This is a genomic window from Streptomyces alboniger (assembly GCF_008704395.1).
Classification (GTDB): Bacteria; Actinomycetota; Actinomycetes; order Streptomycetales; family Streptomycetaceae; genus Streptomyces; species Streptomyces alboniger.
This window is the reverse complement of sequence record NZ_CP023695.1, coordinates 1,820,388-1,845,789: the sequence shown is the minus strand read 5'-3', so window position 1 is coordinate 1,845,789 and position 25,402 is coordinate 1,820,388. Positions and strand designations below refer to the sequence as shown.

The window sequence follows — 25,402 nt, the reverse complement described above, 5'->3', positions numbered from 1 at the left end:
GGAACGTGAAGCTGGATTCGATGTACCAGGAAGTCATCCTGGACCACTACAAGCACCCGCACGGGCGTGGTCTGCGCGATGGCGACGCCGAGGTGCACCACGTCAACCCGACGTGCGGGGACGAGATCACCCTGCGCGTCAAGTACGACGGGTCGACGATCGCCGACGTGTCGTACGAGGGCCAGGGCTGCTCCATCAGCCAGGCCAGCGCGTCCGTCCTGAACGACCTGCTGGTCGGCAAGGAGCTGGCCGAGGCGCGGAAGATCCAGGAGGTCTTCCTGGAGCTGATGCAGTCCAAGGGGAAGCTGGAGCCCGACGACGCCATGGAAGAGGTCCTGGAGGACGCGGTCGCGTTCGCCGGGGTCTCCAAGTACCCCGCGCGCGTCAAGTGTGCTCTGCTGAGCTGGATGGCGTGGAAGGACGCGACGGCCCAGGCGCTGGGCGAGAACGACAGCGCCGCTGACGCTGTCGCCGAGAGGAAGACCGCATGAGCGAGAACGAGACCCTGACCACGAAGCCGGCTTCCGAGGAAGAGGTCCGCGAGGCGCTGTACGACGTCGTCGACCCCGAGCTGGGCATCGACGTCGTCAACCTCGGCCTGATCTACGGCATCCACGTCGACGACGCCAACATCGCCACGATCGACATGACGCTGACGTCCGCGGCCTGCCCGCTGACCGACGTCATCGAGGACCAGGCGAAGTCCGCCACGGAGGGCATCGTCAACGAACTGCGGATCAACTGGGTCTGGATGCCGCCGTGGGGTCCGGACAAGATCACGGACGATGGGCGTGAGCAGCTGCGGGCGCTCGGGTTCAACGTCTGATCTCAGGCTCTGCCGTACGCCCGTACACGAAGCCCCCCGGAGAATTCTCCGGGGGGCTTCGTCGTGTTCACGCCGCCGAGTGCAAGGCGTGGGCCAGGCCCTCCTTGCGGATGCGGCGGTCTATGTAGAGCAGGGCCGTCACCAGGGGGAGGAAGACCGTGGCCAGGAGTTGGGTGAGGAGGGTGCCCAGGAGGCCGAGGACCGCGTAGAGGCCGAACTGGGAGCGGAGTTGGTCGAAGAGGATCTCCGATGTGTCGCTGTCCGGATTGACCGCGGGAGGCTCCGGGGCGGCGAACTGGAGCGGGAGGCGGAACGCCAGGGACACGATCACCACGATCACCCCGGCGAGCAGCGAGATGCCGAACGTGCGCCACCAGGCGCCGCGTACGAGCCGTACGGAGCGGCGCAGCGCCGTGAAGGGGCCCGCGGTCTCCAGGACCGCCGCCGCCGGGGCGAAGGCGAACAGGACGTACAGCCAGGCCGACAGGGGGAGCACCAGGAGGAAGAGGAGGAAGACCACACCGAAGGGGGCCGTCGAATCGGTCAGGACCGTCACGAAGAAGGCGACGATGAGCAGGGTGAACGCCGCGACCGGCAGCAGCAGGATGAGAGCGAGCAGCAGTGTCACGGCCGCCACCGACGGTGTGCGCGACCAGGCCTTGCGCCACACCGCCCGGAACGTCGTGGCGCGGCCGATGACCGCCTCGTGCAGGGTCGCCGCGCAGGCGGCCTGGATGAAGGAGTTGACGGCGAGGCTGCCCAGCAGACCCGCCAGCCAGACGGCGCCGAAGGCCAGCAGCAGCGGGCGGCCGTGCTCCCAGGAGAAGGTGGCGCCCGGTGCGTACAGGGCCCGGAAGTCGTCGCGGGTGGCGCCGTACGCGATGAGGAGCGCGCCCGTCATCAGCAGGGCCAGCAGGCCGTACGCGGCGGCGGCCGTACCGAAGAGGGGCTTGGCGTAGCGCCGCATCGTGGCGAAGGCGCCGCCGAGTATCCGGTCGACGCCGAGCGGGGCGAGGGGGATGACGCCGGGCTTCGGCGGGGGAGGCGGCGGGCCCCAGGGGTTGTGCCGCCAGTCGTAGGGGCCCCAGCCCTGCCCCGGCCCCGGCCCAGGCATCGGTGCCGGTCCGTTAGTCGGCGGGCCCGTCCGCGGTCCGTGCGGTCCCCACCCCGATGTGTCCGGCATCGCTCTTGCGCTCCATGGTGTGCGTCGTTCGTTCTGTGGCCCCCACAGCGATCGCGTCACCCTATCCGGTGAGGGTCCAGGCCTTTGCGTACGCTCGTACACAACGATGCGTACACTCGTACACATGGGATACGTACTGCTGGCCGGGGCCATCGCGGCGGAGGTGGCCGCCACCACGGCCATGAAGTTCAGCGAGGGATTCAGCAGGCTGTGGCCCTCTCTGATCACGCTCGCCGGGTATCTGATCGCCTTCACCCTGCTCGCGCAGACCCTCAAGACGCTCTCCGTGGGTACCGCCTACGCGATCTGGGCCGGCATCGGCACAGCCGCCGTCGCCGGCATCGGCATGCTGTTCCTCGGGGAATCGGCCAGTCCGCTCAAGCTCGCGGGCATCGCGCTCGTGATCGTGGGTGTCGTCGTGCTCAACCTGGGCGGGGCCCACTGATGCCCCGCCGCTACGACCCCGAGCGCCGCCAGCGGATCATCGACGCCGCGATCCGGGTGGTGGGGGAGAAGGGGATCGGCGGGCTCAGCCACCGCTCGGCCGCCGCCGAGGCCGATGTGCCGCTCGGCTCGACGACGTACCACTTCAGGACACTCGACGAGCTGCTGGTCGCCGCGTTGCGGCAGGCGAACGAGGGCTTCGCGAAGGCGGTGGCCGCGAGCGGCACCTTCGAGGATCCGCATGCCGACCTCGCCGCGGAGCTGGCGGGGCTGCTCGGCGACTGGCTCGCGGGAGAGCGCACGGGCGTCGAGCTGGAGTACGAGCTGTACCTCGCCGCCCTGCGCAGGCCCGCGCTGCGGCCGGTGGCCGCCGAGTGGTGCCAGGGCCTCACCGGCATCCTGGCCCCGCGCACCGATCCGGTCACCGCGCGCGCCCTGGTCGCCCTCATGGACGGCATCTGCCTCCAGGTGCTGCTCACCGGCGGGACGTACGACGAGGCGTACGCGCGCGAGATGCTCGGCCGACTGCTCGCGCCCGCACGGGGGCGGCCCGGAGCGTGAGACCGGTTCGCCCGCGCGAGGCCGCTCCGGTTAGGTTTCACCCATGACCGACACGAACGCACCCCGCACCACCGGCGCCATCGCCGCAGGCCTCGCCACCGTCACCGCCGACGGCACCGTCCTCGACACCTGGTTCCCCGCGCCCGAGCTGACCGCTGAGCCGGGTCCCGCCGGCAGCGAGCGGCTGTCCGCCGAGCGTGCCGTGGAGCTGCTGGGCGAGGGCGCCGCCAAGGCGATCGGCCCGGACGCCCGCCGTGGCGTGGAGATCATCGCCGTACGTACGGTCATCGCCTCCCTCGACGACAAGCCGCTGGACGCCCACGACGTCTACCTCCGGCTGCACCTGCTCTCGCACCGCCTGGTCAAGCCGCACGGCGTGAACCTCGACGGCCAGTTCGCCTTCCTCGCCAACGTCGCCTGGACCTCGCTCGGCCCGGTCGCCGTCGACGACGTCGAGAAGGTGCGGCTCAACGCCCGCGCCGAGGGACTGCACCTCGCCGTGACGTCCGTCGACAAGTTCCCGCGCATGACCGACTACGTCGTGCCGAAGGGCGTCCGCATCGCCGACGCCGACCGGGTCCGGCTCGGCGCGCACCTCGCCGAGGGCACCACGGTCATGCACGAGGGCTTCGTGAACTTCAACGCGGGCACGCTCGGCACCTCCATGGTCGAGGGCCGTATCTCCGCCGGTGTCGTCGTCGGCGACGGCTCGGACATCGGCGGCGGCGCCTCCACGATGGGCACCCTGTCCGGCGGCGGCAACGTCCGCATCGTCATCGGCGAGCGCTGCCTGGTCGGCGCCGAGGCGGGCGTCGGCATCGCGCTGGGCGACGAGTGCGTCGTCGAGGCGGGGCTGTACGTCACGGCCGGTACCCGCGTGACCATGCCCGACGGACAGATCGTCAAGGCCCGTGAGCTGTCCGGCGCCTCGAACATCCTCTTCCGCCGCAACTCGGTCACCGGCACCGTCGAGGCCCGCCCGAACAACGCGGTCTGGGGCGGCCTGAACGACGTTCTGCACAGCCACAACTAACATCTGCACAGCCACAACTAACACAGGGGGAGCGGTATGCACAGGATGGGTCTCCGGGCTATGGCCCTGGGTGCGGTGACGGTGTTCGGCCTGGTGGCCGGGTGCGGTCAGAGTGTGGGGCAGCCCCGAGGTGAGGGGCACGCGGCGGCGCGGGAGGTGAGCCGGGCCGCGACGGGTGATCACAGTTACCCGCTGCGCAAGAGCGACATCCCCTGGAGCGGCAGCCCGAGCCCGTTCAACGCGCAGGTCAAGCTCGCCGACGGGCGGCGCGTCGCCATGCACTACATGCGTGGCAAGGGGCTCTTCGTGCAGGACTACAGCCCCAGGGCCAAGGGCTGGTCCAAGCCCGCCGTGATCTACAAGACGAGGACCGACGCCTGCCAGGGCATCGGGCTCAAGGCCAAGGACGGCACGGTCGCGGCCTTCGGGGACTTCGCCCCGTGGTGCGCGGACGGCGAACCGCCCATGGAGTCTGTCGCCGCCGTGGCCACGGGATCGCTGACCAAGTGGGACAAGCACCTCACGAGGAACTTCGACGGCTGGGAGAAGATCGCCGTCGCGCCCGGCGGCAAGAAGGTCACGTTCAGCCGGTACAGCAAGACGCTGCGCTGGACCAAGGCGGCGGGCTTCCCCGGCGCGAACTGAACCTCGCTCCACCCGAGCGGCCACCCTCCGGGGTGGCCGTTTTTCTTTTTCCCGCAGCAGGCATAGCGGGGGGCGTTCGGACCCGTCCTCATACACGTGGGAGGGCAACAGGCCCCCCAGGGAGCGAAGGTGACGATGGATGCGCAAGAGCAGGACAGTTTCCGGGACTTCGTGGAGACCAGATCGCCGGCGCTGCTGAAGACCGCCGTGCTGCTCAGCGGCGGCGACCGGCACGCGGGCGAGGACCTGTTGCAGAACGCGCTCGTCAAGGCGGCGGGCCGGTGGCGGCGGATCGACGAGCCGGAGGCGTACGTACGGCGGATCCTGTACCGCCAGCAGGTGAGCCGGTGGCGGCTGAAGTGGCCACGGCGTGAACTGGCCGTCGCCGAACCGCCGGAGAGCGCCGCCGCCGGGGACGGCACGTCCGCCGCCGAACTGCGGATCGTGCTGCGCGGTGCGCTCGCCAAGCTCACCACGCGCCAGCGGACCGTCCTGGTCCTGCGCTACTTCGAGGACCTGCCGGAGGCGGAGGTCGCCCAGATCCTCGGCTGCTCCGTCGGCACCGTGCGCAGCACGACGCACCGCTCCCTCGCCCGGCTGCGGAGCCTCGCTCCCGAACTGGCGCGCGTCGACCAGCCGGACCGCGAACCCAGGCCGGTGTCGTCCCCCGACTTCTCGCCCATGGAGGTATGACCGTGAACATGGAAGAACTCGTGCGCGAGTCGCTGCGGGAGCAGGCCGGCCAAGGCGCGCCCCTGCCGGGGAACTTCGCGGACCGCGTGCTGGCCGCGCGGCGGCGCCGCAGGACCCGTACGGTCGCGGGCACCTCGCTCGCCGCCATGACGGCCGCCGTCGTGGCGGTGGCGGTACCGGGGCTCGGCTCCGGCACCGAGCGGCAGGAGACGAGCCCGGCCAGCCAGCTGAAGAGCGGCGATGTCGTCGCCCACCCCGGCCAGACGCCGCCGCGCGACCTGATCGCCGCGGGCGACACGGCGCTCGCGGCGTACAGCACGAACGCACGCGTCAAGCAGCCCGACGGCGACGAGATCGTCACCCGTACCTACCGGCTGCTCGACCAGAAGACCGGCACTTACCGCAAGGACACCCGATGGAGGTGGCTGGACGTCGCCCCCGGTATGCGCACCGCCGCCGTCCTCGAAGGCAAGCTGCCCACCGGGCGGATCGGTCTGCTGAACCTGCTCACCGGCAAGGTCGAGCGCTGGATTCCCGTGGACCGCAAGGTCGGGGGCGTCGAGTTCTCGCCGGACGGCAGGAAGCTCGTCGCCACGACCTACGAGAAGAGCCCGGACCTGCTGGACATGGACCGGCCGATGCACGACGGCAAGCGCGAGCTGCCCGGCCCCGCCGATCCGAGCAGGACCGGCTTCTACGTCATCGACGTGGCGTCGGGTAAATCCGGCTGGAGTGCTGTCAAGACGGCCCAGGGCAACGGCTGGCCCGGCGAGATCAACACCCGGGAGGACTTCGCCTTCAGCCAGGACGGCACCCTGGTCTACTCGAACCTCACCATGGCGCCGTACCGGCGGTACTACGACTTCGAGGGCCACAAGAAGAGCACCCCCCCAAAGGAGAAGCACTTGGGCTCGTTCAACGGCGCTGGGCTCTCACCGGACGGGAAGCTCGCCGCGGGTGATTTCGTGGGCGGCTCCAAGACCACCGCGTCCGAGGTCGTCGACCCCCTCACCGGCAAGCGCGTCGCCAAGGTGCCGGGGCAGCAGCTGCTCGCCTGGGCCGACAGCAAGCGGCTCATCGCCTGGGACATCGCGCCCGGCACGAGCGAGTACCGCAACCGGCTCGTCCTCGTCACCATCGGGAGCCGGAAGACGGTCCCGCTCAGCGGCTACCGCTCGTCCAAGGCGGACTCGGCCGGACGCTGGGAGCCGGTCTTCGCCCAGCGGTAGGCGGGCTACAGCTCGGTCGGAGCGCCAACCCCCGTCGGCCGAGCCCCCGTAGTACGCGCGGTCCGTCCACATGATGACGTGCCGGCTGCCGCGCATGACGTACACACGGTCCTCCACCACGACGGTCCGGGGGTGGGCCGCGAGGCGCAGGACGGCCCGCGACCGGTGCCAACCCGCCCCCGCATGGGTCACCATGGCGGGACAGTCGGTCCCTAGGAGGCGTCATGAGGCTCGGCAAGGCACTCGCCACCGGAATCGCCGAGGAGCGGCCGCGGCAGGAGGAGCCGTCGCGACCGTACGACACGTCCGTGCCCGAACCCGGCCCGAAGACCGCCGAGTCGGCGGCGGAGCCCCTGCCGGTCGAGGCCACGGCCGCCCGATGAGGCCGCGGCTCCCCGAGGAACGCCCGACGGAGCCGCCGACCGGATACAAGATCGCCCGCCCGGTGCTGTCCTACGACGGCACCCGGGCCGCCTTCACCGGCGTCTCCCTCGGCGCGGGCCGGCCCTACGCGGTGCTCGACGAGGCGAGCTGCGTCTACGGCAGACGGCACAGCGCGCCCCACCGCCGCTGCGACTGCGGCTTCCACTGTGTGCACGACCGCGCCACCGCCGAGGGGCTGCTGTGCACCGCCGAGCACCGCAAGGCGCTGCTGCTCGAAGTGACCGTGCTCGGCGTGTACATCCGCTTCGAGCGCGGCTTCCGGTACGGGCGGCAGCGGGTGCGCCGCGCGACCGTCCCGCCGTGCGACTGCGGCGCCACCGCAACCCTCCTAGCCGACGCGGGGTGGGGCAGGCCGGGGTGGCGGGCGCTGGAGGCCGCGTGCGGATGGTGCCGGGGCGGGCGCCGGGCCGGGGCCGTCGCGGAGTTCGCACGGCTGGCGGGGGAGGGGCTGCGGGTCGTCGCGGCCGCCCCGCCCGCCTCCCCGGAAGGGCTGCCGGGCCTTGGGATGCCCGAACTGATGGCCGAGGCCGCGCTGCTCCAGGCGCGCCTGGACTGGTTCCAGGCCGAGTTGGCGCGGCTGACCGGAGATCAGCGGGGATAGCGCGGCCCGGCACGGGTACCCGGACCTCCCAGCCAGAAGGGAGGCGAAACCCGTGACCGGGACCAGGGACGAGCGGCCGATCCGCGACCCCGCGCAGCACTCGGTGGGCCAGCTCGTCGAGCAGGCCACCACACAGCTATCGGAACTCGTACGCCAGGAAATGCGGCTCGCCGGCCAGGAGATGGCCGAGAAGGGCAAGCGTGCGGGCCGCGGAGGCGGGCTCCTCGGCGCGGCCGGCGCGATCTCGTACATCGGGCTCATGGCGCTGGCGGCCACGGCGATCGCGGCGCTCTCACTCGCCCTGCCCGTCTGGGCCGCCGCCCTGATCGTCACCGGTGTTCTCTTCGCCGTGGCCGGGGTACTGGCGGCAGTGGGGCGCGGGCAGTTGAAGCGCGCGGTTCCACCGGTGCCCCAGGAGGCCATCGACAGCGTCAAGGCGGACGTCGAGGAGATCAAGGGAAGGGCGCACCGATGACGAGCACACCAAATGACCCCAAGGACCCCACAGACCCCACAGACTCCACGGACCCCACCGACCCGGACGAACTGCGCACGCAGATCGAGGAGACCCGCGGCCGACTGGGCGAGACCGTCGAGGAACTGGCGGCGAAGGCGGACGTGAAGACCCGCGCACGGCATCGGGCCGAGGCGGTCAAGGGCCAGGTACGAGGAACGGCGGCACAGATGAAGGACAAGATGACGGAGCAGGCGGCGCGCGCGAAGGGCAAGGCGGCGCAGGAGGCGGGCCACGCGAAGAGCGTGACCGCCGAGGGCGCCGCGCAGGCGAAGGGCAAGGCCATCGAAGGCGCGGCGCAGGTCAAGGGCAAGGCCATCGAGGGTGCCGCCCTCGCGAAGGGCAAGGCGGCCGAGGGTGCCGCGCTGGCCAAGGGGGCCGTACTCGGCGCCAAGGCGCGCGCGGAGGAGCACCAGACCGTCGTACAGGCCGAGGAGAAGGTCGCCGAGGCCGCGCGGCTCGTGCAGGAGAACACACCCGAGCCGGTACGTTCCGTCGCGACCGGCGTCGCACGGGCCGGCCGCCGGCGGCCGGGGGCGTTCGTCGCGGCGGGGGCGGGCGTGCTGCTCGCGTTCGTGGTGCTGCGCCGACGGAAGGGCGGTGGCCGCCGATGACCAAGGCCACCATGCTCTACAAGCCCGTCGGCATGGCCTTCGGCATGCTCGGAGGCATGGCCGCGGGCGCTCTGTTCCAGCGCACCTGGAAGGCGGTGGCGGGCGAGGACGACGCGCCGGACGCCCACGACGAGGAACGCACCTGGCGCGAGATCCTCGCGGCCGCCGCGATCCAGGGCGCGATCTTCGCCGTGGTCAGGGCGGCGGTGGAGCGCGGCGGCGCGGTGAGCGTACGCCGGGTCACCGGCCGCTGGCCCGACTGAGCCGCACCCCGCCGCCCGTGTGCCCCGGCCGTGTTCCTTTCGGCCGGGGCACAGCGGCGCTCGTACGCGTCGCGGCCACCGCGCGTGAGGCGATGGGAGGCCGGGCCCCAGCCCCGAGAGGCCGCGTTGACGGCACCGGGTGCCCGGAGGAAGCTCGGCCCATGACCACCACGCGGCAGCATCCCTACGCCCGCTACGTCGCGCTCGGCGACAGCCAGACGGAGGGTCTCGGGGACGGCGACGAGGCGCACGGCTACCGCGGCTGGGCCGACCGCCTCGCCGAGATCCTCGCCGCGGTGAACCCGGACCTCACCTACGCCAATCTCGCCGTGCGCGGCCGGCTGACGGCGGGGATCAAGGCGGAGCAGCTGGGCCCTGCCCTCGCGCTGAAGCCGGACCTGGTGACCGTCATGGCGGGCATGAACGACCTGGTGCGGCCGGGCTTCGACGCCGCGCGCGTCGCCGCCGACCTGGAGGAGATGTTCACCGAACTCACCGCGGCGGGCGCGCACGTGGCCACCGTGACCTTCCCGGACATCGGACGGATCGCGCCGCTCGCCCGGCGCGCGCTGCCCCGCGTCCTGGACCTGAACGCCCGGATCCGGGCGGCCGCCGACCGGCACGGCGTGACCGTGCTCGACACGTTCCCGCACCGGGTCACCACCGATCCGCGGCTGTGGAGCGGCGACCGCCTGCACGCGAGCCCGCTGGGCCACGCGAGGATCGCCGAGGGCATGGCGGACGCCCTCGGCCTGCCCGGCCACGAGGACTGGCTGACGACGCTGCCGCCGCTCGCCCTGGTGTCGGTGCTCGGCGAGGCGACGGCGGAGGCACGCTGGCTGGCCGGGTTCATGGGGCCGTGGCTGTGGCGGCGTATGCGGGGCCGCTCGTCGGGCGACGGCAGGGAAGCGAAACGGCCCGCTCTCGGCGCGGTGACCGTACCGGCTCGTGAACGGGCTTGACCTGAACCGTGGTTGAGGTCGGAACGTGGAACACGCACGCACCGACCCACACCGAGACGGACGGATGGACAGCCATGTCTGCGACCACGGCCACGACCCTGAGCACCGGCACCCACCCCGACCCGGCCCGCCCCGAAGCGGGCCTCGCCTTCATCAGCACCTGGAGCACCGGCTCCCCCGAGCGGCAGCGGGCCACCCTGGACGCCATCGCGCGGGCCTGGGAGAGCCGCCCCTGGCCGCACGAGGGGCTCCTGTCGTACACGGTGTACGCGGGCTTCGACGGCTCCGACGGATCGGCGGTCCTGCACCACTCGCACTGGCGCGACGAGGAGGCCTACCAGGACTTCTTCGACGGCGCGCACAACGGCAGGGACGCGCGCAACACCGAGATCGACGCGGCCGTGCCGGGCATCGAACGCCTCGGCCTGTCCAAGACGCGGCTGTACCGCAGCTGGAGCGCCGCTTCCGGCGGCGAGCGGCGGGAGCCCGGGGCGATCGTGATCGTGCGCATCGTGTTCGACGGCCCGGACGCGGAGCGGCAGCGCGCCTGGGTGGACGGCGTACTGGAGGCCCTGGACAGCGACCCGGTCAAGGACAAGGGGCTGATCTCCGCGCACTTCCACGTCAGCACGGACGGCACGGAAGTCGTCAACTACGCGGAGTGGGAGACCGAGCAGGCCCACATCGACGTGCTCGCCGCGGCCGAAGGGGTGGATTCGCTGACGCCGCAGTGGCGGCGGGTGCGCGAGTTCCCCGGCGTCACGAGCAGCGGCACCGTCGCCCGGTACCGGTTCGCGTACGGCTTCGTACCGAGCTGGGCGTAGATTCGGGGCCCCCTCCCGCCGACGGCCGTGCCCGCCTGGACAGCGGTAGGGGGCGGCGGGACGGTGGAGGGATGACCGGCGGCAAGGAGTTCGACATAGCCCGGGAGTTCGAGGTGGAGGGCTCCCCGGCCCAGCTCTGGGCCGCCCTCACCACGGGCACCGGCGGCTGGCTGTGGCCCATGGAGTACGAGCCGCGGGAGGGCGGCACCGCCCCTTTCGGCGGCACCGTCACCCGATGGGACCCGCCGCACCGCCTCACCGCCCGCGTCGAGGACCCGGACGGCGTGCCCGGACAGAGCCTCGACCAGCTCGACCACACCATCGAGCCCCGCGACGGCGGACGCCGCTCCTGGCTGCGCTACGTCCACAGCGGCGTCTTCACCGAGGACCTGGACGGCCAGCACGCCGACGCCACCCGGCGCACCGACTTCCACCTGCACACCCTGCGCCAGTACATGGCGTACTTCGCGGGCCGCCCCGCCGTCTTCTGCGCCCTCAACGGCCCGCGGGCCTCGATCGCCCCCGACGCCCTCGTCCGCCTCGCCCGCGCCCTCGGCCTGCCCGACGACGCTTCTGAGGGCGCCCGCGTCCGCGTCGAGGGCCCCGGCGAGGAACTGGACGCGGTGATCGACTTCCGCAGCCGGTACTTCATCGGCCTGCGCACGGACGACGCCCTGCACCGCTTCTTCGGCCGCGGCCACCGAGGCGCGCCGGTCGGTGTCAGCGTGCACGACTTCGGCCCGCACGCCGACACCAAACGCACCGAACTGGCCTGGCAGGACTGGCTGCACCACCTCTACGGGTGAGAGCCGGTACGGACCCGCCCTAGGGACCCGCCCTACGGCCTGAAGCGCAGCACCTGCGGATCGTGGTCGCTGTTCTGGTCGGCGAACTCCGCGTTGATGTGCACGCTGTCGTAGGAGAAGCCGTCGCCGACGCCGGGGCTGGTCAGGATCTGGTCGAGGACCTGCGAGTTGCCCTGGTAGACGTACGAGTAGCGCTCGCTCCTGGGCAGCGACTTGACGGCCGCGCGCAGGGCGCCGCCGTCCTGGAGGGCCTTGGTGGTCGCCGAGAACTCGAAGTCGTTGATGTCACCGAGCACGACGACGTCCGCGTTCCTCTGGACCTCGCGGATGTCCTTCACGAAGCCGTTCACGGCCTGCGCCTGCTTGAGGCGCTGTACCTCCGAGGAGCGCACCGGCGGCTGGTGGTGCGAGGTGAGGCCCTCGTCGCCGCCCTTGGACCCGAAGTGGTTGGCGATCACGAAGACCGTGCGGCCGCGGAAGACGAACTCACCGGCCAGCGGCTTGCGGCTGTTGGTCCACGCCGCGTTCTGCGGGTCGACGCGGCCCGGCGAGTGGCTCAGCGCGGCCCGCTCGCCCGCGCGGACGACCTCGGTGGACGTCGTCGCGTCGCCGCCCGCGCGGTCGGTGAAGGAGACCCGCTCCGGGTTGAAGAGGAACACCTGGCGGATGTTGCCGCCCGGCTCGCCGCCGTCCTTGTTGTTCACCGGGTCGATGGACCGCCACTCGTAGCGGGGCCCGCCCGCGGCGACGATCGCGTCCGTGAACTTCTTCAGGGTCGCGCCCGCGGCGACCGTGCCGTCGTTCTTCGCGCCGTTGTCGTCCTGGATCTCCTCCAGGGCGACGATGTCGGGCGAGGCGAGGTTCGTGACGACCGCGCCGGCCAGCGCGTCGAACTTCGTCTGCGCGTCGCCCGGGTCGAGGTTCTCGACGTTGTACGTGGCCACGGACAGCTCGCCCTTGGCCTGCCGGCGCGTCTTCTCGCGTTCCAGGCCCTTGTCGCGTACGTCACCCAGCTCGCGGGCGACCAGGGTGTAGCCGCCGAACTGGTTGAAGTCCAGGGGGCCTTCCGCGCCGCCCTTCAGGACGTCGCCGACGTTCGCCTTCGGGAAGGGGCGCTCGGAGACGGGCGCGAGCTGCTGGATCTGGAGCCGTCCGCCGTTCTGCGCGTCGTAGGAGCCGTAGACCGTGCCGCCGCGCCGGCTGCGGTTCTCGTGGGGCCTCACCGTCACCCACAGCTCGTTGTACGCGTCGGTGGCCCCGACCACGCGCGAGCTGCCGACCGCCACGTTCATGCCCTCCAGGGACTCGTAGAGGTCCAGGGCGTACGTACGCGGCTTCAGCGGCAGCGCGTTGACGCTGTTGCCCTGCGCGGGGTCACCGGCGGGCGCGTAGCGGGCGGGCACCGACTTGGCGCCGACCCTGACCGGCGCGGGCAGCGCGTTGCCGGACGACTCCACGGTCACCGTCGGCTTGGTGATCTGGGTGAGGGACTGGTTGCCGGAGGCGGCGCCGCCGGGAACGTACTCCCCGACCGTCCCGGAGACCCGCACGGCGTCGCCCGGCTCGACGGTGAGCGTGGCCGAGCCGGTGTAGACGAAGACGCCCTCGCTGGTCGCCGGGTCACCGTCGGCCTTCGTGTCCTGGATCCAGAAGCCCTTGGATCCGTAGGCGCGGACGCCCGTCACCACCCCGCGGACGTCGGTGACCTGCTGGCCGGCCAGCGGCGAGATCCGGGTCGTGCCCTGGATGTCGTGGACGCGGACCTCGTCGGCCGAGGCCGTGGAGGCGGAGACGGCGAGCAGGCCCGCCGCGAGGGCGGTCGCGACGACGGCGGAGACGGCGGCCGGTCTCGGCATGCGGGGCGTCGGTATCTGAGGCATGAGGGGACTCCGGATGAGGGTGAGGGAACGGTGCTGCGGTGCAGGGCCGTGCGGGCGCTCTACGCGCGTCAATCTCTTGTGTGACCAGGGGAGTTGTCAAGGTCGTGCCGGTGTTCTTGACCTGTACGTTTTCTGACAGGGACATGAACCGGGCGGCATGGTGCCAAATCCGTCTAGGCTTGCGCCCTGCCGACCCGTCCCCGAGCCCTCGACCCCGTCGAGCAGGGGAGAGCCCCACCCTCCGGAGGAGAACCAGCCGATGTCCGTAAGCCCCGCCACCCTGCCGCCGGTGCTGCTGCACTCCGAAGCGGAGCTCGCGCGGGCCGCGCTCGCCACACCGCTGCTGTCCCGCGCCGTGCGGCTCGCCCGCTGGGCGGGACCCGAGACCCGGGTCGGCGCGGGCGGCGAACTCGTCGACGCCCAGCTCCCGGCGGCCGCCGCCGAGCTCGGCCTCGAAGCGGACGACCCGGACGCGGCCGCGCTCGCCAGCGAGGCCTGGCGCGTCGCCGTCGACACCGGCCTGGTCGAGGTCATCGACGCCGAGGAAGAGGGCGCGGAAGGCACCGTCACCCCGGGCGAGGACCTCGCGGTGCTCTCCGCGGGCGGCCCGCAGGACGTCCTCGGCGTCTGGCTGGGCGCCCTGGACACCGTCTACGCGGACGCCACCGTGCCGGACATGGACAACCTCCTCGACGTCCTGGAGGAGAACGGCGAGGTCGACTTCGACGAGCTCGGCTGGGACCCGCAGGCCGAGGCCGACTTCCTCGACGGCGTCCTCGGCAACCTCTACCTGCTCACCGTGGGCGACGCCGCGGCCGGTGAGGGCCCCGTGCCGCTGCCCGCGCTCGCCGCCTCGATGATCGTCCCCGACGACATGGGCGAGCCCACGGACGACATCCTGGAGCAGGTGTCGGACGCGATGATGAGGCTCGACGACCAGTTCCGCCTCTTCGAGCCGCTCGGCCTGGTCGAGTACCAGCCGGTGGACGAGGCGCTCATGGCCGAGATCGACGCCCCCGACGACACCGGTACGACCGGCGCCACCGAGGTGCCCGCGCCGATCGACGACGAGGACGTCACCCGGTACGGCATGGTCCGGCTCACCCCCCTCGGTCTGTACGGCGTCCGCGCCCGCATGCTGGAGGCCGGCGTCGACGCGCCCGCCGTCGGCGACCTCGCCGACAAGGGCGCGGACGCGCTCCTGGAGGGCACCTCCGGCTTCCCGCAGGCCGCCGCGCAGGCGGAGATCGAGCAGTGGCTCGCCCGGCACGAACCGCTGGCCGCCGCACGGGAGTTGCTGGCCGCGGCCCGCGGCGGCGACGAGGGCGCGCCGCTGCGCAGGCTCCGCTGCCAGCAGGCGCTGTCCCTGGTCGGCGGCGAGGCGGAGCCCGCGCTGCGGGAGGTGCTCGACGACCCGCAGCTCGGAGGGCTCGCCCGGGTGTGGCTCACCGAGCAGGGGGCGACGGACGTGCCCGCTCCTTCCGAGCAGCTCGTCTTCTGGCTCACCATCGACACGCTCGCCGCGCAGCTCAGCGCCGAGGGCAACTCGGACGAGCTCCAGGGCCTGGTCGAGGGCCTCGCGCAGCAGCACAGCGGCTTCTTCGCCACCGCGTGGCGGGTGGAGCACCCCGCGACGGCGGACGTCCTGGAGGCGATGGGCCGCCTCCACCCCGACAAGAAGGTGGCGAAGGAGGCCCGCAAGGCGGCCTTCAAGGCCAGGTCGCAGCAAGGCATGTGAGCCCGTAGAGGGGCCCCAGCACCCCGGGTGGGCCCGGCAGCCCAGGCCCACCCGGGATCCGCTCACGCCGCCGCAGGCGTCAGCACGCGTAACGCGTCGTGTGCTTGAACGACGACGACGCCCCGTCGAACCCATACGTCCCCCGGTACGCCGGCGGATTCTGGTACTCGCCCACGATCGTGATCCTGTCCGCGCACGCGCCCTGCCCCACGCGCCTGGCGTCGAGCCGCAGCGCGTCGCCGAGTGAGCCGCCCGTGATCTCCCACGGGGCGCCGCAGATGCCGGACGCGATCCGCCCGCCGGTCACCACGTGCGGGTACGTGTTGGGGTTGTACTTCACCTCGATGGCGAACGTGACCGAGCCGTTGTGGAGCGTCAGCCTGGCGTCCGCCGCCACGGCCTCGGCCGACACACCGGCCGCGGGCGCGGCGAACGCCTCGTCGCGCGTCTTGACCTCGGCGCCCTGCGGATTGTGGAAGCGGTGCTCCGCCCGCGTCCGGCCCTTCTGCCTGCGTGCCTGCGTGGTCATGGCAGACCCTCCTTCCCTCCCGACCGTCAGGCCAGCAGCTCGGCGATCTCCACGCGCAGCAGCGCGCGGACGTTCTCGATGTGGTTGACCACGGTCACCACCGAGGACCCGGCGAAGAGCAGCCCGAGCGCGACGTCGTCCCGCGAGGCGACCAGCGAACCGGAGTCGCCGCCCGCGGAGATGTTCGTCGTCAGGATCTGGTCCTTGAACCGGGCGGTGCCCGCCGTGCCGTAGTTGACGTCGATGGTCGCGTCGACCGCGATGATCCGGCCGAAGCTGATGTTCGTCGTCCGGCCGGTCTTCTTCACCAGGTCGCCGACCGCCACGTTCGCCTTGCGGCGCCAGGCGCGCGGCGCACCGCTGAAGTACTGCTCACGCGTCGCGTCCTGGAAGTCGACCGAGGCGAGCGCCGCGTCCACGACGTTGTTCTGCCGCTCCAGCGGGATCTGCGGGGCGAACTGGATCGTGATGAACCGCTCCAGCGTCGCGATGCGGTCCGCCGGGTCCTGCCCGCCGTCGAAGACACCGGGCTGCACGATCGCGCTGCCCAGCTGTGCCCGGTTGGAGTCGGCCAGCACGTGGTTGTTGGAGAGGACGTAGAACTTCGCCGGCACGCCGAGGCCGGAACCCGGCGGGTCGACGGAGGCGCCGGGCAGGAAGTCGTACACCACACCGCCGAGCGTGCCCGCCGTCACCCGGACGTTGCCGACCGAGAAGCCCGAGGGACACGGCCGCATCCGGCGCTTGAGCAGCTGCGGCTCGAACGCGCCGCGCCCGGCCGGCTCTTCGAGCTGCGGCTGGCCGAGGCCCGCCAACTGCCCGGCGACGCCGCCCTCGGAGTCGTACGGCAGGGGCGCGCGGTCCTCGGCGCGGCGGCCGCCGGCCCTGCTCTGCCGGCGCTGCGCCGCGACGTGCCCCACCGCGACGACGTCGGTGGGGGTGCCGTCATCCATGTGGCGCGGGACGACGTCCCGCTCCGGAAGCATGGACTCGGAGACCTTCTGGGTGACGAACACCAGCACGGCGGGCTCACCGGTGGGCCGGCCGTCGGACCACTTCACGCCGTGGCCGAAGCCGACGACGTTGGCGAGCGGCTGCTCGGGCCGCAGGAAATCGGAGACCGCCTGCCGCCGCGAGCTGTCGCTCAGCTGGCCGCCGGTGGGTCCTCGCGTCAGTTCGGGCCGGCTCTCCACGCCGGACCACCTCTTCCCCTTGGATGCAGGGCGGGAGTCCCGGGCCGCGCCGCGGCGCCGCCGACACCAGGGTCTACGGCTCGCCGTCCCGCGCTTCGACCTCGCCGATGGCGAGCACGCGTACGGGGACACCTTCGAGCACGTCCGGAACCACGTCTTCGTCGTGGAGCCGGTCACGGGGCACTCGGTGGGTGACGAAGACGACGATCACGTCCTCACCCGAGTGCAGGTCCCTCCCGGTGCCGACGCCGGTGACATTGGCCAGCCTCATCAGCCGGTCCTCATGGAGGCTGCGCGCCCGATGTGCGTCCACTCGGCTCGCCTCCCCCCGCGGGTGGTGCGTGTGCACGTACGTGCTGTCTATTGCCGTGGGCACCGCGGGTCAAGGTGTCCCGCGGTGATTTCCCGGCAGTGGCGCCGGCCAGGGGGTCGGCGCCGCCGGTGCTTCCTCGTCCCACTCCAGCAATTCCGTGACGTCGTCCTCATGGCGGTGGATCAGGTCGGCGACCGGTTCGCTCGCCCACCAGGGGAACGCCGCGGCCCGCTCCCCGCACCAGGCCATCACCTCCGCGACCGTGGGGCGGGCCGCGGGGGCGCGGGTCAGACAGCGCCCGAGGAAGCCGGCCCAGGCGGCGCCCGGCACGCCCAGCAGGTCCGGCTCCTCGTGCAGCGTGCGGTGCAGGACCTCCGGGGCGCGGCCCGAACCGAACGGGCCCCGCCCGGTCGCCGCCACCGTGAGGACCGCGCCGAGCGCGAACACATCGGCCGCGGGCCCCGGCCGGGCGTCCCGCGCCAGCAGCTCGGGGGCGATGAAGCCGGGCGAACCGATGGCCGGACCACCGGCGTCCGGACCACCGGCGTCCGGACCACCGCCCTCCGGACCCTCGTCGGCCGTGCGCCCCGCCACGCGGAAGCCGAGGAGCTTCGGCCCGGTGCGGGTGACGATGACGTTGGAGGGCTTCACGCCGCGGTGGACGACCCCGGCCGCGTGCACCCCCGACAGGGCGTGGGCGAGCGCCGCGCCCAGCGCGGCGAGATCGGCCTCGCCCAGCGGCCCGTACGTGGCCACCGCCTCCGGCAGACCCGGCCCCGCGCAGAACTCGACCGCGAGCCACGGCTCCTCGGCGTCCGGATCCGCGTCGAGCACGGCGGCCGAGTACGGGCCGGTCACGGCCCGCGCGGCGGCGGCCTCGCGCCGGAAGCGCTCACGGAACCCCGGGCCGGCCGCGAGGTGCGCGTGGACCGTCCTGACGGCGACCGGCCGCCCGGACGCGGACCGCGCCAGCTGGACACGGCCCCTGTCGCCCTCGCCGAGCGGCGAAACGATCCGGTACCCGCCGACCTCCACGGGCGCTCCTTCCAGCGGGCCCGGGGCGGGCCCTTGCGGCGACAGGATGATCTGACGGTCTGTGCGACGTCTAAGCGGCATCGTACGGTTGCGGCTGCCGTGCGGCGTTCCGTCGCGGTGCGTCGCTCCCGTGGTACGGAACGTGATTCCCGTAACCCTTTCGGGTCGTCCCAAGGTGCCGGATGCGTTGCCGTGACTGGGGTTTGTGTGTCTGTTCCATACCGATGTGAGAGCGGTGTGAGCTCGGAGCATGGTGCGTCGGGCGTCCGGGGGCGCATACTTCGAATATGACGAGGCCCGCCGGCTCGCGCCGCCACCTGCCGAACAGTCCCTTCAACGTGCCCGCTCCGCCCGCCCCACCCGTAGAGCAGTTCGCCGTGGGTGACCGTGTCTCCCACGACCAGTACGGACTCGGGAGGATCGTCGGCGTCGAGGGAGAGGACGCGGTCGTCATCGACTTCGCGGGCCGTCAGGGACGGTTCCTGAGTCCCTACCCGAAGCTCGCCAAGCTCTGACATCCGAAGACCTGATCCGACGCACGTGAGGGGCGGCGGGCCGCGCACGCGGCCTTCCGCCCCTCACGCATGCGTGCCCTACAGCGCCTGCGCCGCCGGCTTCACCATGCCGCGCACGGTGCGGGACTTGACGAACTGCCCCATGCCGGTCATCTCCCACTCGCCGGTGAACTGCTTGATGAGCTTGGCCATCATGACGCCCGTCTGCGCCTCGGCGTTGGTCAGGTCGAAGCGGACCAGCTCCTCGCCGGACGCCGCGTCGATCAGGCGGCAGTAGGCCTTGGCGACCTCCGTGAACTTCTGCCCGGAGAAGGAGTTCACCGTGAAGACCAGGCCCGTGACGTCCTGCGGGAGGCGGCCGAGGTCGACGACGATCACCTCGTCGTCGCCGCCGCCCTCGCCCGTGAGGTTGTCACCGGAGTGCTTGATCGCGCCGTTCACGATCGACAGCTTGCCGAAGTAGCAGCTGTCGACGTGGTTGCGATGGGGGCCGTACGCGATGACGGAGGCGTCCAGGTCGATGTCCTTGCCACGGAACGCGGGCTCCCAGCCGAGGCCCATCTTGACCTGGGAGAGCAGCGGCTTGCCGCCCTTGACCAGGGACACCGTCTGGTTCTTCTGGAGGCTGACCCGGCCCTTGTCCAGGTTGATCTTCCCGGCGCCGGGCGCGGGCGCCGGGGGAGCGGCGGGCGCGGCCGGGGCGGCCTGACGCGGGTCGGCGACCGGCGGGGGCGGGCCCTGGGCCGGCCGGCCCACCGGGGGAGCCATCGGAGCGGCGGGGGCGGCGGCCGGGGCCGGGGCGGGCTCCTCGACCGAGACGCCGAAGTCCGTTGCGATGCCCGCGAGGCCGTTCGAGTACCCCTGACCGACCGCGCGGGCCTTCCACGCGCCGTTGCGCAGATAGATCTCGACGATCACCAGGGCCGTCTCGGCGCCGAGCTGCGGCGGGGTGAACGTGGCGAGCACGGAACCGTCGTCCGCGTTGCGGATGGTGGCGGTGGGCTCGATGCCCTGGAAGGTCTGGCCCGCCGCGTCCGGGCTCGCGGTCACGACGATCTTCTCGATGCCGGGCGGTACGGAGGCCGTGTCCACGGTGATCTTGTCGGGGGTCGTGCCACCGCCCGACTGGTAGGTCACACCGGGGCCCGAGGGCTGGTTGAAGAAGATGAAGTCGTCGTCGGAGCGCACCTTGCCGTCGGCGGTGAGCAGCAGGCCCGATACGTCGAGCCGCACCGGAGCGGCGACGTCCACCGCCACGCGGGCGGCGGCCAGGGGGATGTTCGAGCCGGGGGTCATAGCTGTCATGCCAGGGGTAACGAACGACCCCGCTTTGCCGTTCCCTTACTCACGGAGGGTTTTTCCCGGCCCGTGCGCAAGGCCCTCTCAGCCCCGGTCGCGCGGGTGGGCCCGCGCCGCCCTTTCGTTGCCGCCCGGATTACGGCACGACGACGATCTTCCGGCCCAGTCCGGCGGCGAACCGGTCCAGTGCCAGCGGGTAGTCGTCCAGCGGCAGCCGGTCGCTGATGAACACCTCCGGGTCGAGCACCCCCGCCGCGAAGAGTTCGGCCGCGCGTTCGTAGCTGTGCAGGACCGCCATCGAACCGGTGATGGTGATCTCCTGGTTGTAGATCCGGTACGGGTCGATGGTGACGCGCGTGGCGTAGTCGGCGACGCCGAACTGGAGGAACGTGCCCGCCTTGGCGACCCGGTCCAGGCCGTCCTGGATGGCGCCCGCGTTGCCCGTCGCGTCGATCACCACGTCCCAGCCCTCCGGGCGGTCCAGTTCGTCGGCACCGGCCGCCGAGCCCGAGACCCCGAGCCGCGCCGCCGTCGCGAGCCGCCGCGGGTTGACGTCGACGACCTCGACGCTCGCGGCGCCGGTCCGCTTGGCCAGCTCCAGCATCATCAGGCCCATCGTTCCCGAGCCGTAGATCAGCACATGCGCCCCGAGCCGCGCCCGCAGCACGTCGTAGCCGCGCACCGCGCAGGACAGCGGCTCGATCAGGGCGGCGTCCTGGGTGCGTACGTGGTCCGGGAGCCGTACGCAGTTGGCGGCGGGCGCGAGGGCGTACTGGGCGGCGCCGCCCGCCGTGGTCACGCCGATCGCGGCCCACCGCTCGCACATGTTGCCCCGCCCGGCCCGGCACTGGCGGCACTCGTGGCAGTGCAGCGAGGGGTCGACCGCGACCCGGTCGCCGAGGGCGAGCCCGGTGACGTCACGGCCCCGTTCGACGACGGTACCGGCGAACTCGTGGCCGGGCACCACCGGCAGCGTGGGTGCGAACTCCCCCTGGCGGATGTGCAGGTCGGTGCCGCACAGGCCGCACGCGGCGACCTCCACGACGACCTCGCGGGGGCCGGGCGCCGGGTCGGGCACCTCACCGACGACGACCTTGCCCACCGACTCGACGATCGCGGCCTTCATTTCACGGCTCCCAACGACAGGCCCTGGACCAGTTTGTCCTGGGCGGCGAACCCCGCGGCGAGCACCGGCAGGGAGATCACGAGCGACGCGGCGCACACCTTCGCCAGGAACAGGCCCTGGCTGGTGATGAAGCCGGTCAGGAAGACGGGCGCGGTCTGGGCGACGACACCTGTGAGCACCCGCGCGAAGAGCAGTTCGTTCCAGCTGAAGATGAAGCAGATCAGGGAGGTCGCGGCGATGCCGGGCAGCGCGATGGGCGCCACCACGCGCGTGAGGACGGTGGGCAGCCGCGCCCCGTCGATCCGGGCGGCCTCGATGACGGCCTTCGGCACCTCGGCGAGGAAGGACTGCATCATCCACACCGCGATCGGCAGGTTCATCGAGGTGTAGAGGAGGACGAGCAGCCAGATGTTGTCCAGCAGCCCGGTGTTCCTGGCGAAGAGGTACAGGGGCAGCAGGCCCGCCACGGCCGGCAGCATCTTCGTGGACAGGAAGAAGAAGAGCACGTCCGTCCACTTCTTCACGGGCCTGATGGACAGGGCGTACGCGGCGGGCAGGGCCAGCGCGAGCACGCAGAGCGTGGAGAGGACCGAGGCCACCGTGGAGTTGACGAGCGACGGCCAGGGGCTCGCGCCGCCGCCGGCCCCGAAGAAGTCGCGGTAGCCGTCGAGGGTGAGCGAGGCGGCGAGCGAGGGCGGGTTGGTGGCCGCGTCCTCCTCCGAGTGGAAGGAGGTCAGCGCCATCCAGGCGATGGGCAGGAAGAACAGGATCCCGGCGAGCCACGCGGTCAGACCGAGCCCCACGCCCTTGACGCGTACGTTCCTCATGCGCGGGACGCCTCCTCACGGAACAGGGACGAGACGACCCGCAGCACGAAGGTCGCGATGACGAGCGAGCCGATGACGACGAGGACGCCGGCCGCGGAGGCCAGGCCGTTCTCGTGTGCCTGGTAGAAGCTCTGGTAGACGGTGTAGGGGAGGTTGGCGGTGCCGAGGCCGCCCGAGGTGAGGGTGAAGACGGCGTCGAAGTTCTGCACGATGTGGATCGAGCCCAGCAGGGCGCCCAGTTCGAGATAGCGGCGCAGGTGCGGCAGCGTCAGATGGCGGAAGACCTGCCAGTCGCTCGCGCCGTCCATGCGGGCCGCTTCGACCAGTTCGGTATCGCGGCTCTGGAGCCCCGCGAGAAGGATCAGCATCATGAAGGGCGTCCACTGCCACACCAGGGAGGCCTCGATGGCGAGCAGCGGGGTGGTGGAGATCCACTCGGGCTGTGCCGCGGATTCCCCGCCGGCCCAGCGCAGAAGGCCGTTGAAAAGGCCGTACTCGGGGTTGTAGAGCACGTGCTTCCACAGCAGCGCGGCGGCCACCGGCACCAGCAGGAACGGCGCGATGAGCAGCGTGCGCACGAGGCCGCGCCCCTTGAACCGGCGGTCGAGCAGCAGTGCGAGGCCGAGCCCCAGGACGAGGCTCGCGAGGACCACGGACGCCGTGAGCAGGATCGTGGTCAGGACCGAGGTGCGCAGGTCGGGGTCGGTGAGGACCTCGGAGTAGTTGGCGAACCAGGTGAAGGAGCGGGCATCCGGATAGAGGGCGTTCCAGTCGAAGAAGGAGATCACCAGGGTGGCCACGAACGGCAGCTGGGTCACGGCGATCATGAAGACGAGGGCGGGGAGCAGGGGCGCCCTGGTGGCCCAGGCGCGCAGCCGTCCGGGAGTCCTCGGAGCGGGCACGCGCGCGTGGGTGAGGGCGGGCGTGCTGGTGGCGGTGGCGGTCATCGTCCCTCGTACTCCTCGGAGATCTTCTCGGCGAGCCGCTGGGACGTGCGCAGCGCCGCGTCGACGGACTGGCGTCCGGCGATGGCCGCGCTGATCTCCTGGGAGACCTTGGTGCCGAGGTCGGTGAACTCGGGGATGCCGACGAACTGGATGCCGGGCGCGGGGCGCGGCTGTACGCCCGGGTCGCGGGGCCTGGCCCCTTCGACGGCGGCGCGGGTGACGTCCTGGAAGGCGGCAGCAGCCTTGCGGTAGGCGGGGTTCGCGTACGTCGAGGCGCGCTTCCCGGCGGGGACGTTCGCCCAGCCGGTCTTCTCGCCGACCAGTTCTTCGTACTCCTTGCCCGACGCCCAGGAGATGAACTTCCAGGCCTTGTCGGGGTTCCTGGAGGCCTTCTGCATGCCCCAGGCCCAGGTGTAGAGCCACCCGGAGTTCTCCGTCCGCACCACCGGGGCGGGCGCGTAGCCGATCCTGCCCCTGACCGGGGACGCGGCGGACTCCAGCGAACCGGCGGCGGCCGTCGCGTCGTACCACATGGCCGTCTTGCCCTGGGTGAGGTTGTTGAGGCACTCGGCATAGCCGGACTGGGCGGCCCCGGACTGGCCGTGCTCGCGAACGAGGTCTACGTAGAAGCGAGTTGCCTTTTCGAACTCGGGGGAGTCGAGGCGCGCCTTCCAGTCCTTGTCGAACCAGGTGCCTCCGAAGGTGTTCACCACGGTCGTCAGCGGCGCCATCAGCTCGCCCCAGCCGGGCAGGCCGCGCAGACAGATGCCCTTCATGCCCGGCTCCTCGCCGTCCACCCGGGCGGCGAGCTTCGCCACCTGCTGCCAGGTGGGGCGCTCGGGCATCGTCAGGCCCGCCTTCTTGAAGACGTCCTTGCGGTACATCAGGAAGGACGACTCTCCGTAGAAGGGCTGTCCGTAGAGCTTGCCGTCGTCGCCGGTGAGGGACTGGCGCATGGACGGCAGGATGTCCTTCTCGTCGTACGCCGTGTCCTCGCGCGCGTACGAACCGACCTCGTGCAGCCAGCCGTTCCTGGCGTAGATCGGTATCTCGTAGTTGCTCAAGGTGGCGACGTCGTACTGTCCCGCCTGGTTGGCGAAGTCCTGGCTGATTTTGTCGCGGACGTCGTTCTCCGGCAAAACGGTGAAGTTCACCTCTATGCCGGTCCGCCGGGTGAAGTGGGCGGCGGTGAGCTTGCGCAGTTCCATCATCTGCGGGTTGTTCACCATGAGTACGTTGAGGGAGTCGCCGCCCGAACCGCCCCCGCCGGCGCCGGTCCAGCAGCCGGTGAGCAGCGGGGCGAGCAGCGTCCCTGCGGCGGCCGCGGCGAGCGCGCGCGGCCTCCGTCGGCTCGGGGTTCGCATGAATGCTCCTGGGCATAGAGGGTTGTTCAGGGAGGTTTCGGGTCATGGCAGGGCGTGCGGGAGCGCTCGGTGGGCGAGGCGCGACCGCTCGGCGTGCGAGAGGGGGGTGTCAGGCGCGGACGACCTGCGGGCCGAGGAGGGAGTAGCGGTGGGCCTCGGAGGCGGGCAGGCGGCTGCTCGTGACGATCGTGTCCAAATCGCCGATCCCCGCGAACCGGCAGAAGCTCGTCGCCCCGAACTTGGTGTGCACGCCCAGGAAGACGGTGCGCCGCGACGCCCTGATCGCCTGCGCCTTCACCTCGCTGACCGCCGGGTCGGGCGTCGTCAGGCCGTGCTCGCGGGAGATGCCGTTGGCACCGATGTAGGCCAGGTCGATGACGAATCCGGCCAGCATGCGGGTCGTCCAGTGGTCGACGGTGGCGAGCGTGCCCGGCCGGACCCGCCCGCCGAGCAGCAGGACGGTGATGTGGTCGGCCTCCGCGAGGACGCCCGCGGTGGCCAGTGAGGCGGTCACGACGGTCAGCGGCCGGCCGGCCGACGCCCCGGGCAGCGCCTCGGCGGTCAGCTGGGGCGTGAACCCCTCGTCGACGAAGACCGTCTCGGCGTCGCCCAGCAGCCCGGCCGCGGCGGCGGCGATGCGCCGCTTCTCCGGGACGTGCATGGTCGTGCGGAAGGCGAGGGTGGTCTCGAAACCCGCGCTCTCCACGGGGTAGGCGCCGCCGTGGGTGCGGCGGACCAGGCCGTGGTCCTCCAGGGCGCGCAGGTCGCGGCGGACGGTCTCCTTCGCGACGCCGAGCTGGGCGGCGAGTGCCGTCACGTCGACGGAACCGGAGTGGCGGGCCGCGTTGACGATCCGCCGCTGACGTTCCTCCGCGGTCATCGGCGCCACCACCTTCTTCCCCTGGCCGGAGCGTGCCCGTTCGGGCCCTGTGGGGAAGTTCTACAGCGCAGGCAAGGGCGTGACCAGGTGCGCAGCGGGCGCGATGCTGCCCGT

At 72.0% G+C, this 25,402-nt stretch carries 30 protein-coding genes; 18 read left to right on the top strand and 12 right to left on the bottom strand.

Features of this window, described 5'->3' with window-relative positions; all coding sequences use genetic code 11:
• Window positions 1-5 precede the first annotated feature (5 nt).
• On the top strand, window positions 6-491 hold the full coding sequence (sufU, locus tag CP975_RS08100) for a Fe-S cluster assembly sulfur transfer protein SufU (protein WP_055535987.1): 486 nt from the start codon (window positions 6-8) through the stop codon (window positions 489-491).
• On the top strand, window positions 488-826 hold the full coding sequence (locus CP975_RS08095; protein WP_030784222.1) for a metal-sulfur cluster assembly factor: 339 nt from the start codon (window positions 488-490) through the stop codon (window positions 824-826). Before sufU ends, CP975_RS08095 begins: the two co-directional genes overlap by 4 nt.
• 67 nt (window positions 827-893) lie before the next feature.
• On the opposite strand, the gene CP975_RS08090 is transcribed toward CP975_RS08095, so the two are convergent.
• Window positions 894-1,940 carry a DUF7847 domain-containing protein gene (locus CP975_RS08090; protein WP_150476705.1) on the bottom strand — a complete coding sequence of 349 codons (1,047 nt, stop codon included), beginning with the start codon at window positions 1,938-1,940 and terminating at the stop codon, window positions 894-896.
• Between the two features lie 193 nt (window positions 1,941-2,133).
• Between CP975_RS08090 and CP975_RS08085 the strand changes: the two genes are divergently transcribed.
• The 14 genes from CP975_RS08085 to CP975_RS08025 all read left to right on the top strand — a co-directional run bounded on the left by CP975_RS08085 (window position 2,134) and on the right by CP975_RS08025 (window position 11,642).
• Window positions 2,134-2,454, top strand: a complete 321-nt coding sequence (locus CP975_RS08085; protein ID WP_055533693.1) for a DMT family transporter — start codon at window positions 2,134-2,136, stop codon at window positions 2,452-2,454.
• Window positions 2,454-3,014, top strand: a complete 561-nt coding sequence (locus tag CP975_RS08080; protein WP_055533695.1) for a TetR/AcrR family transcriptional regulator — start codon at window positions 2,454-2,456, stop codon at window positions 3,012-3,014. Before CP975_RS08085 ends, CP975_RS08080 begins: the two co-directional genes overlap by 1 nt.
• Before the next feature lie 43 nt (window positions 3,015-3,057).
• Window positions 3,058-4,047, top strand: coding sequence for a 2,3,4,5-tetrahydropyridine-2,6-dicarboxylate N-succinyltransferase (gene dapD / locus CP975_RS08075; protein ID WP_055533697.1), 990 nt, complete (start codon window positions 3,058-3,060; stop codon window positions 4,045-4,047).
• A gap of 114 nt (window positions 4,048-4,161) precedes the next feature.
• Window positions 4,162-4,692: a hypothetical protein gene (locus CP975_RS08070; protein ID WP_246201430.1), complete on the top strand. Its 531-nt coding sequence runs from the start codon at window positions 4,162-4,164 to the stop codon at window positions 4,690-4,692.
• A gap of 135 nt (window positions 4,693-4,827) precedes the next feature.
• Complete coding sequence (locus CP975_RS08065; RefSeq protein WP_055533699.1) at window positions 4,828-5,385, top strand: SigE family RNA polymerase sigma factor; 558 nt, start codon at window positions 4,828-4,830, stop codon at window positions 5,383-5,385.
• 8 nt (window positions 5,386-5,393) lie between these two features.
• Entirely contained in the window at window positions 5,394-6,614 is a 1,221-nt protein-coding gene (locus tag CP975_RS08060; protein ID WP_342788015.1) for a WD40 repeat domain-containing protein, read from the top strand.
• Window positions 6,615-6,838: 224 nt separating this feature from the next.
• A complete protein-coding gene (locus tag CP975_RS34970) occupies window positions 6,839-6,997 on the top strand; it encodes a hypothetical protein (RefSeq protein ID WP_167532631.1) in 159 nt (52 codons plus the stop codon).
• The gene (locus CP975_RS08055) at window positions 6,994-7,659 is read left to right on the top strand and encodes a hypothetical protein (protein ID WP_055533701.1); all 666 of its coding nucleotides are present in this window, start codon (window positions 6,994-6,996) and stop codon (window positions 7,657-7,659) included. The genes CP975_RS34970 and CP975_RS08055 overlap by 4 nt, the downstream gene beginning before the upstream one ends.
• Window positions 7,660-7,711: 52 nt before the next feature.
• The gene (locus CP975_RS08050; protein WP_055533702.1) at window positions 7,712-8,134 is read left to right on the top strand and encodes a phage holin family protein; all 423 of its coding nucleotides are present in this window, start codon (window positions 7,712-7,714) and stop codon (window positions 8,132-8,134) included.
• Window positions 8,131-8,787 (top strand): DUF3618 domain-containing protein, encoded by a 657-nt coding sequence (locus CP975_RS35390; protein ID WP_055533704.1) that lies wholly within the window; start codon window positions 8,131-8,133, stop codon window positions 8,785-8,787. Before CP975_RS08050 ends, CP975_RS35390 begins: the two co-directional genes overlap by 4 nt.
• On the top strand, window positions 8,784-9,050 hold the full coding sequence (locus CP975_RS08040) for a DUF4235 domain-containing protein (RefSeq protein WP_055533706.1): 267 nt from the start codon (window positions 8,784-8,786) through the stop codon (window positions 9,048-9,050). The genes CP975_RS35390 and CP975_RS08040 overlap by 4 nt, the downstream gene beginning before the upstream one ends.
• 161 nt (window positions 9,051-9,211) lie before the next feature.
• Window positions 9,212-10,012, top strand: coding sequence for an SGNH/GDSL hydrolase family protein (locus CP975_RS08035; RefSeq protein ID WP_055533708.1), 801 nt, complete (start codon window positions 9,212-9,214; stop codon window positions 10,010-10,012).
• A 74-nt stretch (window positions 10,013-10,086) separates the two neighbouring features.
• Entirely contained in the window at window positions 10,087-10,836 is a 750-nt protein-coding gene (locus tag CP975_RS08030; RefSeq protein WP_055533711.1) for an antibiotic biosynthesis monooxygenase, read from the top strand.
• 71 nt (window positions 10,837-10,907) lie between these two features.
• Window positions 10,908-11,642, top strand: coding sequence for an SRPBCC family protein (locus CP975_RS08025; RefSeq protein WP_055533713.1), 735 nt, complete (start codon window positions 10,908-10,910; stop codon window positions 11,640-11,642).
• A gap of 32 nt (window positions 11,643-11,674) precedes the next feature.
• Here CP975_RS08025 and CP975_RS08020 read toward each other — a convergent pair whose 3' ends face one another.
• Entirely contained in the window at window positions 11,675-13,522 is a 1,848-nt protein-coding gene (locus tag CP975_RS08020; RefSeq protein WP_055533715.1) for an endonuclease/exonuclease/phosphatase family protein, read from the bottom strand.
• 259 nt (window positions 13,523-13,781) lie between these two features.
• Here CP975_RS08020 and CP975_RS08015 point away from each other — a divergent pair, with 259 nt between their 5' ends.
• Window positions 13,782-15,260, top strand: a complete 1,479-nt coding sequence (locus tag CP975_RS08015) for a hypothetical protein (protein ID WP_055533717.1) — start codon at window positions 13,782-13,784, stop codon at window positions 15,258-15,260.
• 79 nt (window positions 15,261-15,339) lie between these two features.
• Here CP975_RS08015 and CP975_RS08010 read toward each other — a convergent pair whose 3' ends face one another.
• The 4 genes from CP975_RS08010 to CP975_RS07995 form a co-directional block, all read right to left on the bottom strand.
• Entirely contained in the window at window positions 15,340-15,789 is a 450-nt protein-coding gene (locus tag CP975_RS08010) for a hypothetical protein (RefSeq protein WP_055533720.1), read from the bottom strand.
• Between the two features lie 26 nt (window positions 15,790-15,815).
• The gene (locus CP975_RS08005; RefSeq protein WP_150476704.1) at window positions 15,816-16,982 is read right to left on the bottom strand and encodes a chymotrypsin family serine protease; all 1,167 of its coding nucleotides are present in this window, start codon (window positions 16,980-16,982) and stop codon (window positions 15,816-15,818) included.
• Window positions 16,983-17,055: 73 nt separating this feature from the next.
• The gene (locus CP975_RS08000) at window positions 17,056-17,253 is read right to left on the bottom strand and encodes a hypothetical protein (protein ID WP_055533735.1); all 198 of its coding nucleotides are present in this window, start codon (window positions 17,251-17,253) and stop codon (window positions 17,056-17,058) included.
• A gap of 111 nt (window positions 17,254-17,364) precedes the next feature.
• Complete coding sequence (locus tag CP975_RS07995) at window positions 17,365-18,330, bottom strand: protein kinase domain-containing protein (RefSeq protein ID WP_055533721.1); 966 nt, start codon at window positions 18,328-18,330, stop codon at window positions 17,365-17,367.
• Between the two features lie 287 nt (window positions 18,331-18,617).
• Here CP975_RS07995 and CP975_RS07990 point away from each other — a divergent pair, with 287 nt between their 5' ends.
• Window positions 18,618-18,845, top strand: a complete 228-nt coding sequence (locus tag CP975_RS07990) for a CarD family transcriptional regulator (RefSeq protein WP_030784272.1) — start codon at window positions 18,618-18,620, stop codon at window positions 18,843-18,845.
• Between the two features lie 78 nt (window positions 18,846-18,923).
• Here the strand turns inward: CP975_RS07990 and CP975_RS07985 are convergent, their stop codons facing one another.
• From CP975_RS07985 to CP975_RS07960, 6 genes are all read right to left on the bottom strand, one after another.
• Complete coding sequence (locus CP975_RS07985; RefSeq protein WP_150477814.1) at window positions 18,924-20,141, bottom strand: TerD family protein; 1,218 nt, start codon at window positions 20,139-20,141, stop codon at window positions 18,924-18,926.
• Window positions 20,142-20,280: 139 nt separating this feature from the next.
• Window positions 20,281-21,270 (bottom strand): zinc-dependent alcohol dehydrogenase family protein, encoded by a 990-nt coding sequence (locus CP975_RS07980; RefSeq protein WP_055533956.1) that lies wholly within the window; start codon window positions 21,268-21,270, stop codon window positions 20,281-20,283.
• A complete protein-coding gene (locus CP975_RS07975; protein ID WP_055533954.1) occupies window positions 21,267-22,097 on the bottom strand; it encodes a carbohydrate ABC transporter permease in 831 nt (276 codons plus the stop codon). The genes CP975_RS07980 and CP975_RS07975 overlap by 4 nt, the downstream gene beginning before the upstream one ends.
• Entirely contained in the window at window positions 22,094-23,044 is a 951-nt protein-coding gene (locus tag CP975_RS07970; protein ID WP_055533951.1) for a carbohydrate ABC transporter permease, read from the bottom strand. The genes CP975_RS07975 and CP975_RS07970 overlap by 4 nt, the downstream gene beginning before the upstream one ends.
• Window positions 23,041-24,408, bottom strand: coding sequence for an ABC transporter substrate-binding protein (locus CP975_RS07965; protein ID WP_055533949.1), 1,368 nt, complete (start codon window positions 24,406-24,408; stop codon window positions 23,041-23,043). Before CP975_RS07965 ends, CP975_RS07970 begins: the two co-directional genes overlap by 4 nt.
• Window positions 24,409-24,517: 109 nt before the next feature.
• Window positions 24,518-25,288 carry a DeoR/GlpR family DNA-binding transcription regulator gene (locus CP975_RS07960; protein ID WP_055533959.1) on the bottom strand — a complete coding sequence of 257 codons (771 nt, stop codon included), beginning with the start codon at window positions 25,286-25,288 and terminating at the stop codon, window positions 24,518-24,520.
• Window positions 25,289-25,402: the final 114 nt, after the last annotated feature.

Excerpts from the sequence above, each read along its gene's own strand:
- CP975_RS08090 (WP_150476705.1), bottom strand. The coding sequence starts at position 1,940 with ATGCCTGGGCCGGGGCCGGGGCAGGGCTGGGGCCCCTACGACTGGCGG.
- CP975_RS07975 (WP_055533954.1), bottom strand. The coding sequence starts at position 22,097 with ATGAGGAACGTACGCGTCAAGGGCGTGGGGCTCGGTCTGACCGCGTGG.
- CP975_RS08080 (WP_055533695.1), top strand. The coding sequence starts at position 2,454 with ATGCCCCGCCGCTACGACCCCGAGCGCCGCCAGCGGATCATCGACGCC.
- CP975_RS08015 (WP_055533717.1), top strand. The coding sequence starts at position 13,782 with ATGTCCGTAAGCCCCGCCACCCTGCCGCCGGTGCTGCTGCACTCCGAA.
- CP975_RS07970 (WP_055533951.1), bottom strand. The coding sequence starts at position 23,044 with ATGACCGCCACCGCCACCAGCACGCCCGCCCTCACCCACGCGCGCGTG.
- dapD (WP_055533697.1), top strand. The coding sequence starts at position 3,058 with ATGACCGACACGAACGCACCCCGCACCACCGGCGCCATCGCCGCAGGC.
- CP975_RS08000 (WP_055533735.1), bottom strand. The coding sequence starts at position 17,253 with ATGAGGCTGGCCAATGTCACCGGCGTCGGCACCGGGAGGGACCTGCAC.
- CP975_RS08040 (WP_055533706.1), top strand. The coding sequence starts at position 8,784 with ATGACCAAGGCCACCATGCTCTACAAGCCCGTCGGCATGGCCTTCGGC.
- CP975_RS08025 (WP_055533713.1), top strand. The coding sequence starts at position 10,908 with ATGACCGGCGGCAAGGAGTTCGACATAGCCCGGGAGTTCGAGGTGGAG.
- CP975_RS08095 (WP_030784222.1), top strand. The coding sequence starts at position 488 with ATGAGCGAGAACGAGACCCTGACCACGAAGCCGGCTTCCGAGGAAGAG.
- CP975_RS35390 (WP_055533704.1), top strand. The coding sequence starts at position 8,131 with ATGACGAGCACACCAAATGACCCCAAGGACCCCACAGACCCCACAGAC.
- CP975_RS07980 (WP_055533956.1), bottom strand. The coding sequence starts at position 21,270 with ATGAAGGCCGCGATCGTCGAGTCGGTGGGCAAGGTCGTCGTCGGTGAG.
- CP975_RS34970 (WP_167532631.1), top strand. The coding sequence starts at position 6,839 with ATGAGGCTCGGCAAGGCACTCGCCACCGGAATCGCCGAGGAGCGGCCG.
- CP975_RS08030 (WP_055533711.1), top strand. The coding sequence starts at position 10,087 with ATGTCTGCGACCACGGCCACGACCCTGAGCACCGGCACCCACCCCGAC.
- CP975_RS08020 (WP_055533715.1), bottom strand. The coding sequence starts at position 13,522 with ATGCCTCAGATACCGACGCCCCGCATGCCGAGACCGGCCGCCGTCTCC.
- CP975_RS08065 (WP_055533699.1), top strand. The coding sequence starts at position 4,828 with ATGGATGCGCAAGAGCAGGACAGTTTCCGGGACTTCGTGGAGACCAGA.
- CP975_RS08085 (WP_055533693.1), top strand. The coding sequence starts at position 2,134 with ATGGGATACGTACTGCTGGCCGGGGCCATCGCGGCGGAGGTGGCCGCC.
- CP975_RS07960 (WP_055533959.1), bottom strand. The coding sequence starts at position 25,288 with ATGACCGCGGAGGAACGTCAGCGGCGGATCGTCAACGCGGCCCGCCAC.
- CP975_RS07990 (WP_030784272.1), top strand. The coding sequence starts at position 18,618 with ATGACGAGGCCCGCCGGCTCGCGCCGCCACCTGCCGAACAGTCCCTTC.
- CP975_RS08060 (WP_342788015.1), top strand. The coding sequence starts at position 5,394 with ATGGAAGAACTCGTGCGCGAGTCGCTGCGGGAGCAGGCCGGCCAAGGC.
- CP975_RS07965 (WP_055533949.1), bottom strand. The coding sequence starts at position 24,408 with ATGCGAACCCCGAGCCGACGGAGGCCGCGCGCGCTCGCCGCGGCCGCC.
- CP975_RS08035 (WP_055533708.1), top strand. The coding sequence starts at position 9,212 with ATGACCACCACGCGGCAGCATCCCTACGCCCGCTACGTCGCGCTCGGC.
- CP975_RS07985 (WP_150477814.1), bottom strand. The coding sequence starts at position 20,141 with ATGACCCCCGGCTCGAACATCCCCCTGGCCGCCGCCCGCGTGGCGGTG.
- CP975_RS08010 (WP_055533720.1), bottom strand. The coding sequence starts at position 15,789 with ATGACCACGCAGGCACGCAGGCAGAAGGGCCGGACGCGGGCGGAGCAC.
- CP975_RS08055 (WP_055533701.1), top strand. The coding sequence starts at position 6,994 with ATGAGGCCGCGGCTCCCCGAGGAACGCCCGACGGAGCCGCCGACCGGA.